The 9029-nt window shown below is 69.1% G+C and carries 7 protein-coding genes; 6 read left to right on the forward strand and 1 reads right to left on the reverse strand.

Annotated elements, in window-relative coordinates; genetic code table 11:
• Position 1: 1 nt before the first annotated feature.
• From ACSAMQ_RS01865 to ACSAMQ_RS01890, 6 genes are all read left to right on the forward strand, one after another.
• Entirely contained in the window at positions 2-673 is a 672-nt protein-coding gene (locus ACSAMQ_RS01865; RefSeq protein ID WP_435394008.1) for a hypothetical protein, read from the forward strand.
• Between the two features lie 38 nt (positions 674-711).
• A complete protein-coding gene (gene lnt / locus ACSAMQ_RS01870; protein ID WP_435394009.1) occupies positions 712-3159 on the forward strand; it encodes an apolipoprotein N-acyltransferase in 2448 nt (815 codons plus the stop codon).
• A gap of 324 nt (positions 3160-3483) precedes the next feature.
• Positions 3484-4035: an ATP-dependent zinc protease family protein gene (locus tag ACSAMQ_RS01875; protein WP_435394010.1), complete on the forward strand. Its 552-nt coding sequence runs from the start codon at positions 3484-3486 to the stop codon at positions 4033-4035.
• Positions 4036-4096: 61 nt separating this feature from the next.
• Positions 4097-5005, forward strand: coding sequence for a 30S ribosomal protein S6--L-glutamate ligase (rimK, locus tag ACSAMQ_RS01880; protein WP_435394011.1), 909 nt, complete (start codon positions 4097-4099; stop codon positions 5003-5005).
• Positions 5006-5604: 599 nt separating this feature from the next.
• Positions 5605-6288, forward strand: coding sequence for a response regulator transcription factor (locus ACSAMQ_RS01885; RefSeq protein ID WP_031371404.1), 684 nt, complete (start codon positions 5605-5607; stop codon positions 6286-6288).
• Between the two features lie 4 nt (positions 6289-6292).
• Positions 6293-7618: a sensor histidine kinase gene (locus ACSAMQ_RS01890; RefSeq protein WP_435394012.1), complete on the forward strand. Its 1326-nt coding sequence runs from the start codon at positions 6293-6295 to the stop codon at positions 7616-7618.
• Between the two features lie 242 nt (positions 7619-7860).
• On the opposite strand, the gene ACSAMQ_RS01895 is transcribed toward ACSAMQ_RS01890, so the two are convergent.
• Positions 7861-8775, reverse strand: a complete 915-nt coding sequence (locus ACSAMQ_RS01895; protein WP_435394013.1) for a branched-chain amino acid transaminase — start codon at positions 8773-8775, stop codon at positions 7861-7863.
• Between the last annotated feature and the right edge of the window lie 254 nt (positions 8776-9029).

Here is a 9029-nt window from a genome sequence, read left to right on the forward strand (position 1 = left end):
CATGACCAGGCGCGATCGCCCGCATGCCCCGTCGTCCCGAGCGGACGGCGAGGGCATGCGTGTGATCGCGAAGGCACCCGCTGCCCGCGGTGGGCCCGCGCCGTGGATGGCCGTCGCCGCGGTCTTGGCCGCCGTGATTGCGGCGGGGTGGTGGATGCGCGAGCCTGCGGGAAGCGCGGATGCCGTCGCCGCAACGGCCGGCGTGGATCGCGATGCGGCGTCCGCTCCGCTCGACGGCTCACCTGCATCCGCGAATCGCACACGACCCGCCGCATCGTCGCCCGAACCGCCGGCCATGCCGAGCAACGATCCCAACGACCTGGCCGCTTACTTCCGACCCGGCGACCCCGAGCCTACCGGCGCGCAGGTCATCGAGGCCTTGCAGCAAGCCGGCGTGCGTACCGGGCTCGGCGCATTCAATCCGCCCGGCACCAGTCCACCGCTGCTCGGCCTGGCCGTGCCGGAGAACTACGAGCTGCCCACGGGCTATGTTCGCCACCATCAAGTGACCGATGAGGGCGTGCCGATCGAGCCGGTGCTGATGTTCGCTCCGGGCTTCACCTTGCACGACGCGCAGGGCCGCCCCATCGCGATGCCGGCCGACCGGGTGGTGCCGCCGGAACTCGCGCCGCCCGGGATGCCGCAGCGGCCGATCCGGATTCCCCCGCGCTGAACCCGCGACACGGAGTGTTTCGATTGATCCAGGAGCGGTTGTCCTCGTCCCGCTGGCGTAGCCTCGCCGGCATTCTCGCCACCGCTGTCCTGCTCGGCCTGTACGCACGCGGCGGCCCCGCCTGGGGCCTGGGCTTCGTCGCGCTGGTGCCGTGGCTGTTGGTGCTCGATCGCGACAGGTCCACGCCGCGTACGCTGGCGAATGCGGCGTTGATGAGCATCGCCTTCGCGGCCGCGGTGTTTCATTGGTTCGGCGCGGCGATCGGCGCCTATATCGGGGTAGGCGCGCTCACCGCGACGACGGTGTTGCTGATGCTGGCCCCTGTGCTGCAGCCGCAATTCCTCGCCTTCGCGCTGGTGCGCCGGTGGGCGGGGCGGCGTTACGGGCCGGTGCTGCGCGCCCTGGCCGCGGGGTCGGCCTGGGTGGCCTGCGAGTGGTTGCTGCCCAAGCTGCTGGGCGACACCCTGGGGCACGGCCTGTTTCCGTCCGCGGTGTTGCGTCAGGTCGCCGACCTCGGCGGCGCTGCCGGCATCACCTTGTTGTTGCTGCTGGTCAACGAGACGGTCGCATTCGCCGTCCGCCAGCGCGACCGCGGCATGCGCGCACTGCTGCGGCCGCTCGCGCTGGGGGCGCTGATCGTCGCCTGCATGGCGGGCTACGGCGCGGCGCGCCGCGCCGGCTTGCAGGCGCCGGTGGCCGACGATGCGCCGACGCTGCGCGTCGCCATGGTCCAGGCCAACATCACCGACTACGAGCGCTTGCGCAAGGAAATCGGCGCCTATGCGGTGGTGCGCAAGGTGCTCGATACGCACTACGAACTGTCGTGGTCGGCGATCCGCGACCACGGCGCCGACGTGCTGCTGTGGTCGGAGACCGTCTACCCGACCAGCTTCGGCAGCCCGCGCAGCGAGGACGGCGCCGCGCTGGACCGCGAGATCCAGGGCTTCGTCGATACCGCCGGCGTGCCGCTGGTGTTCGGCACCTACGACCGCGACGAACAAGGCGAATACAACGCCGCCGCGTTCCTCGAGCCCGGCAAGGGGCTGCTCGGCTTCTATCGCAAGACCCATCCGTTCCCGCTGACCGAGCACGTGCCGCGTTGGCTCGATGGTCCGCTGTTGCGGAGCTGGCTGCCGTGGACCGGCGGCTGGAGCGCGGGCGACGGCGCGCGCGTGCTGCCCCTGCGCAGCGCGGACGGGCGCGAGGTCAACGTGGTGCCGCTGATCTGCCTGGACGACGTGCATACCGACCTGGCCATCGACGGCGCACGGCTCGGCGCGCAAGCCATTCTCGGCATGTCCAACGATTCCTGGTTCACCGCCTACCCGGTGGGCGCCCGTCTGCACCTGGCGGTCGCGGCGTTCCGCAGTATCGAAACGCGATTGCCGCAGGTGCGCGTCACCACCAACGGCCTCAGCGCGATCATCGACGACACCGGCGAGGTGCTGGCGAACACCTCGGTCGGCGACCAGGCGGTGTTGACCGCCTTCGTCAGCGCCCGCGACCCGTCGCCTACCTTGATGGTGCGCTGGGGCGATTGGGTGGGGCGCGCGGGCGCGGCCTTCCTGCTGGCATTGGCGGCGCTGGCCGCATGGCAGACGTTGCGCCGCCGCGCCGTCGCCGCGCCGGAACCGGAACCGGTCGTCGACGCGGTGGTGCTGTCGCCGTTTTGGCGCGCGCTCAGCGGCGTCCTGAGGCTGTGCGCCGGCGCGGGGCTGTTGTGGCTGGCCTTCGACATGCTCGCGCGCACCGGTCTGCAGATCCAATCCCTGTCGCAGCTGCGGCTGTTCGCCGTGGCGGTGCTGCTGCCGTCGCTGGCGGCCTGGGCCATCGAGTACGCGTTCGCCGCGCAAGCGCGCGTCGAAGCTGCGTTGCTGGTGCTGGATCAGCGCCGGCAACGGATCGAACTGCCGCTGGCCTCGATCGCCGCGTTACGGCCATGGCGCCTGCCGCTGCCGCGTAGCGGCGTCGATCTGCGCCTGTCCACGGGCCCGCTCTGGACGCGGAGCCTGGTATTGACGCGTCCGCAAGCCCTGCGCCGACTGTTGGCGACCGGCGTGCCGATCGTCTGGGAAGGCCGCTTCGCTGCTGCTCGGGCCGAGCTCGTCCAGCACCGCGCCGATGCGCATCGGCGCCGGCTCGATCATCCGCTGGTGAAATTCGCATTGTTCCCGTTGCTGTTGGCGCTGGTCGCGTTCCGCCTGCATCAGGTCATCGCCTTCGGCGGTACCTTCGGCGAGTACTACAGCTACGGGCTGGCGGCCTATCTCACCGGATTGTTGATCTGGTGGGCGTCCTGGTCGATCGGCCTGATGCTGTTCGCCGCCGTGCTGCGCATGGCCATCGAAACGGTCGCGGCACTCGCCATGGCGCTGCGCTACGCGCACGCCGCCGCCCTGCGCGACGCGCTGGAATGGCTGGGCCGCTTGGCGTTCTATCTCGGCGTCCCGGCCTGGCTGGCGTGGCGGCTGCTGTCTGCGGGGTGAGCGGGGGCCGCGTGATCGGCTGCGGTAGCCGAAGCTAGGCGTATCGCCGAACCGGCGATACGAGGCGATCCAGGATGCGCCGCAGCGCACATCCGCCTGACTGGTTCAGCGAACCGGTTGCCGTGCGATGTGAAAGATTCATTGCGATGGGCGCGCCGCAGGCGGTCCGGCCGTCGCGCGGTGCGCATCGACGCTTCACCATCGTCGCGCTAGACTGCGCGCCCGGTCCCGAGTGGGTCGTCGCGCATCGCACCGTAGCCGCAGGCCGGACGATCCGCGCCCGCTCCGGTCCGATACGTACGGCGGCCGCGAGGTCGCCGTTTTTTGTCGCCGCGCCGCGCCTGGAACGGAACGACCGGCGGCGGTCGCGGTCCAAGCCCGGTCGCGGTCGTCCTGGCCGGCAGCATTCGCTACTGCGGAGGTACGATGTCATCGAAGATCGTCCTCGGTTGGCGCGAGGCGGCGGCGTTGCCCGCATTGGGGCTGGCCGCGATCCGCGCCAAGATCGATACCGGCGCGCGCAGCTCGGCGCTGCACGTGGATTCGCAATGGCGCTTCGTCGAGGCCGGCGGGCCCTGGGTGGGCTTCGAGCTGACCCTCGGGGCGCCGGGCGCGGAGCGTGTCGAGGCACGGGCGCCGGTGCACGACGAGCGTTGGGTCACCGACTCCGGCGGTCATCGCAGCAGCCGGGTGTTCATCCGTACCGTGCTGAGTCTGGCCGGCGTCGAACGCGAAATTGAAATAAACCTGGCGGATCGTCGTGGCATGCGTTTCCCGATGTTGCTCGGCCGCACCGCGGTGACCGAGCTGTTCACGGTCGATCCGTCACGCTCGTTCCTCCACGGACGCGTCCGGCGGCGCCACCCGCGCGTCTGAACGCGCCGGCCGCCGGTCTGTCCTCTCCTCCACGTTCTTGCACCCACGCGAATCCCTTCCGATGAAGCTTGCGATCCTGTCGCGCAATACCAAGCTCTATTCGACCCGCCGGCTGGTGGAGGCCGCCCGCGAGCGCGGCCACAGCGTGCGCGTGCTCGACCCGCTGCGCTGCTACATGCGCATCGCGTCCGACGGTTTCGAGATGCACTACAAGGGGCGAGAGATCTCCGGCTACCACGCGGTGATTCCGCGCATCGGCGCCTCGGTGACCCGCTACGGCTCGGCGGTGCTGCGCCAGTTCGAGCTGATGGAGACCTACACCCCGAACACCTCCGACGCGATCCTGCGCGCGCGCGACAAGCTGCGCAGCCATCAGCTGCTGGCCGCCGAGCGCATCGGCCTGCCGGCGACGGTGTTCGGCGACAACCCCGACGACACCGCCGACCTGTTGTCGATGCTCGGCCCGCCCCCGCACGTGATCAAGCTCAACGAGGGCACACAGGGCGCCGGAGTCATGCTGACCGAGAAGCTGTCGGCTTCGAAGGGCGTGATCGAGGCGCTGCGCGGCCTGTACGCCAACTTCCTGGTCCAGGAGTTCGTCGCCGAGGCCAAGGGCGCGGACCTGCGTTGCTTCGTGGTCGGCGGCCGGGTGGTCGCGGCGATGAAGCGGCAGGCGCCGAAGGGCGACTTCCGCTCCAACCTGCACCGCGGCGGCACCGCCAAGGGCGTGCGCGCGAGCGCGGCCGAGCAGGAGGTGGCGGTCCGCGCCGCCCGGGTGCTCGGCCTGGGCGTGGCCGGCGTCGACTTGATCCGCTCGGTGCGCGGCCCGCTGGTCCTGGAGGTCAATGCCTCGCCGGGCCTGGAGGGCATCGAGGAGGCCAGCGGGGTCGACGTGGCCGGGGAAATCATCGAGCACGTGGCCGGCCAGCTGAAGCTCGGGTCCGGGCGCCGCACCGCCACGAGACGCTGAACAGGCGCCCGGCCGGGCCCCTGACCGGGTCGGGCGGGGGGAATGGCAAGCCTGGCAGGTCATCTGCCGGCGATCCGCCGAACGGTGTCTCCCCGGCGCGGAAGGGCCGGGCCCTCAAGATGACAACTTCGGGTTGCAATTAATTATTTTTTAACATCGTTTTTAACGACCGTTTAATCGAAATCCGCGTAGCGTTACCCGGACCGCAGCACTGCCGCTCCTCCAAGTCACGCTCCTCGTCAGAACGTTACGGATAGGGATCTGGTCGAAAGCAGGTTACGGTAATCGGGGCAATACCCTTTTGGCCCAAGCGCGGTGGCCCCGCGCTTGGGCCTTTGTTTTGCGGGTTTTTTGCCGATCCAAGCCCTCGGCCGCCGGCGTCGCGGACGCCGCGCGAGGCGGTCCGGCACCGAGGCGGGCAGGGCGCCGGCCGCGAACCGTGACGGCCGCGGCCTGCCGCCATGCCATCCGGCTCATCCGGCATTGCCCCGCGCTCTGGCAGAATCGTTCGCTTGCCGCTGTTGCGCTTCGCGCAGCAGCCCGACTCTGGAACCCGGGCGCGATCTTGCGGTCGAACGCCACTCAACTGGGAAGAGCCCATGCGCATACTCGTGATCGAAGACAACCAAGACATCGCCGCCAACCTCGGCGATTTTCTCGAAGACCGCGGCCACACGGTGGACTTCGCCGCCGACGGCATCACCGGACTGCACCTGGCGGTCGTGCACGACTTCGACGCCATCGTCCTCGATCTGAACCTGCCCGGTCTGGACGGCCTGGAGGTCTGCCGCAAGCTGCGCAACGAAGCGCGCAAGCAGACTCCGGTGCTGATGCTGACCGCACGCGACAGCCTCGACAACAAGCTGGCCGGCTTCGATTCCGGCGCCGACGACTACCTGATCAAGCCGTTCGCCCTGCAGGAAGTCGAGGTCCGCCTCAACGCCCTGTCGCGCCGCGGCCGCGGCGTGCAGACCCGCGTGCTCAATGCCGCCGACCTGGAATACAACCTCGACACCCTGGAAGTGCGTCGCCAGGGCAAGCTGCTGCAGCTCAACCCCACCGCGCTGAAGATCCTGCAGGCGCTGATGGAAGCCTCGCCGGCGGTGGTCACGCGCCAGGAACTGGAAACCCGCGTATGGGGCGAAGAGCTGCCCGACTCCGACAGCCTGCGCGTGCACATCCACGGCTTGCGCGCGGTGGTCGACAAGCCGTTCGAGACGCCGCTGATCCAGACCCGCCACGGCATCGGCTATCGCATCGCAGCGCCCGAAAGCAACGGTTGACCGCGTGGCTGCAGAGGATCCTTCCGCAGCGCGGCTGAAGAAAAAGAAGCGCTACCGGCGGCGGTTGCGCAGCCGTATCGTCCTGTCGTTCGTGCTGCTGGGCTTCGGCCTGACGGCGATGTTCGCGTTCGCGACCAACTGGACGCGCACAAGGGTCGAGAACCAGCTCGTCGAAGACGTGATGAATCGCAACATCGACGAATATGCGCGGCAATTCTATTCGGCGCCGAACTCCAAGCCCGAGGTGCCGTTCCAGCAAGTCCGCGCACGGGTGGTGAAAAGCGACCGATTCGAAGAGCTGCGCCTCGAGCAACCCGACTGGTATGCCTTGCCGGACGGCATCCACAACATCCAGGGCAAAGACGCCGACGGCACTCCGTTCTCGTACAAGCTCGGGGTGCGCAAGACGCCGACCGAATGGTTCTTCCTGGCCTACGACATGAGCCAGGGCGCGAAGAGCGAGGAGCAGTTCAACCGGGCGATCTATCTGTCGGTGCCGGTGTTCACCCTGTTTTCGCTGCTGGTCGGCCTGTGGGCGGCCTCGCGCGTGATGAGCCCGGTGTCGGAACTGGCCAACCGGCTCAAGCGTTCCGGCCGCAGCGCGCAGGCCGAGGCGCTGGCCGCGCATTTCCCCGACGACGAAGTCGGCCAGCTAGCCGAAGCGCTGGACGACTACGCCGAGCGCCTGACCAACGTGGTCCAGCGCGACCGCGAGTTCAACGCCGACGTCAGCCACGAGCTGCGCACGCCGCTCGCGGTGATCAAGGGCGCGGTCGAGCTGCTGCTGTCGCGCCCGGACATCGAGGAAAAGACTCGCAATCGATTATTGCGTATCCAGCGCGCCGAGCAGCAGTGCACCGACCTGATCAGCGCCTTGCTGCTGCTGTCGCGCAACGAGCGCGGGCACGGCTCGACCGACGTCGCGCGGCTGTCGGAACAACTGCTCGACGCCCATCGCGCCCAGCTCGGCGGCAAGCCGCTGGTGCTGCGCATCGAAGGCGAACAGGGCCTGGTCGTCGACGCCCCGGAAGCGGCGGTCGCCGTCGCGCTGGGCAACCTGATCGGCAACGCGGTCAAGTACACGACCCAGGGCGAAGTGGTGGTGCGCCTGCACGCGCGCTCGGTCGACGTCATCGACTCCGGCCCCGGCCTCAGCGCCGAAGACGCGGCCAAGCTGTTCGAGCGCGGCTACCGCGGCACCCACGCCGGCCACTCGCAGGGCGGCGGCATCGGCCTGTCGATCGTGCGTCGCCTGTGCGAGCTCTACGGCTGGGACGTGCGGGTCAAGCCCGGGAAGGTCGTGGGGGTGGTGGCCACGTTGACGTTCTGAGTTGCCGGGGCTTTGGTTTGCGACTCGGCAAGGAGCCGGGACTCGGGACTGGGGACTCGGGACTCGCTCAAGAGCCGCGACTCGGGGTTCGGGACTCGGGACTCGGTAAAGCAAAAACAAAACGCCCGGCTTCGTCGAAGCCGGGCGTTTTGTTTTTTACCGAGCCGGTGATGAGCTACAAGCTCGCCCCGACCGCTCTACGAGTCCCGAGTCCCGAGTCCCGAGTCCCGAATCCCGTCAGCTCAGCTGACGGGCTCCAGCCACCCATACTTATCCGCCGTCTTGCCGTTGAACAGGCCGAAGAACAGTTCCTGGATGCGTTCGGTGACCGGGCCGCGACGGCCGCTGCCGACCTGGCGGCCGTCGACCGAGCGAATCGGGGTGATCTCGGCGGCGGTGCCGCACATGAACAGCTCGTCGCACAGATACAGGTACTCGCGCGGCAGGTCGCGTTCGATCACTTCGATGCCGACGTCGCGGGCGAGGGTGATGATGGTGTTGCGGGTCAGGCCGTTGAGCAGCGCGGCGCTGACCGGGGTGGTGTGCAGGGCGCCGTTGAACACCAGGAACAGGTTTTCGCCCGCGCCTTCCGAGAGCAGGCCGGTCGAGGCGAGCGCGATGCCTTCGCCGAAGCCCAGGCGACGCGCTTCGCGCGCGACCAACTGGCCGGACAGGTAGTTGCCGCCGGCCTTGGCGCCGGCCGGGATGGTGTTCGGAGCGAAGCGCTGCCAGCTCGACACGCAGGCATCGATGCCTTCCTCGAGCACGCTGGCGCCGAGGTACTGCCCCATCTTCCAGGTCGCCACGGCGACGTCGGTGGGGGTGTCGGCGGACAGGCCGAAACCGCCGAGACCGCGGTAGGCGACCGGGCGCAGGTAGTCGGTGGTGTGGCCGTTGGCCTTGATCACTTCGTGGCAGGCCCGGTTGATCTGCTCGACCGAATACGGAATACCCATGTCGTAGATCTTGGCCGAGGCGAACAGGCGCGTGTTGTGGTCGTTGAGGCGGAAGATCACCGGGCCCTGCGGCGTGTCGTAGGTGCGAATGCCCTCGAATACGGACGAACCGTAGTGCAGCGCGTGCGACATGACGTGGGTGGTCGCTTCGGCCCAGCGCTTGATCGCACCGTTGTGCCAGATCCATTCGGGGTATTGCATCGTCGGCTTCCGTGGTGGGGTTGGGGAAACCCCTATTGTGCCCTGCCTGCCCGGTTCAGGCCCAATCGAGCGGCGTATGGAAGGCCCGCGGCCGCGTGCGCTCAGCCGCCGCGGATCCACCAGCAGCCGAAATGGCGGTGCAGGCCGAACACGGTGCGCGACGGCGTTACCCCGTTGGCCATGGTCTGCTCCAGGCGCAGCGCCACCGGCGTGCGCCGCTGCGCGACCGGCGCTGCGGGCGGCGGCGCGGCGGC

It is taken from the genome of Lysobacter sp. 1R34A (assembly GCF_051217035.1).
Taxonomy (GTDB): domain Bacteria; phylum Pseudomonadota; class Gammaproteobacteria; order Xanthomonadales; family Xanthomonadaceae; genus Lysobacter.

Excerpts from the sequence above, each read along its gene's own strand:
- ACSAMQ_RS01865 (WP_435394008.1), top strand. The coding sequence starts at position 2 with ATGACCAGGCGCGATCGCCCGCATGCCCCGTCGTCCCGAGCGGACGGC.
- rimK (WP_435394011.1), top strand. The coding sequence starts at position 4,097 with ATGAAGCTTGCGATCCTGTCGCGCAATACCAAGCTCTATTCGACCCGC.
- ACSAMQ_RS01885 (WP_031371404.1), top strand. The coding sequence starts at position 5,605 with ATGCGCATACTCGTGATCGAAGACAACCAAGACATCGCCGCCAACCTC.
- ACSAMQ_RS01895 (WP_435394013.1), bottom strand. The coding sequence starts at position 8,775 with ATGCAATACCCCGAATGGATCTGGCACAACGGTGCGATCAAGCGCTGG.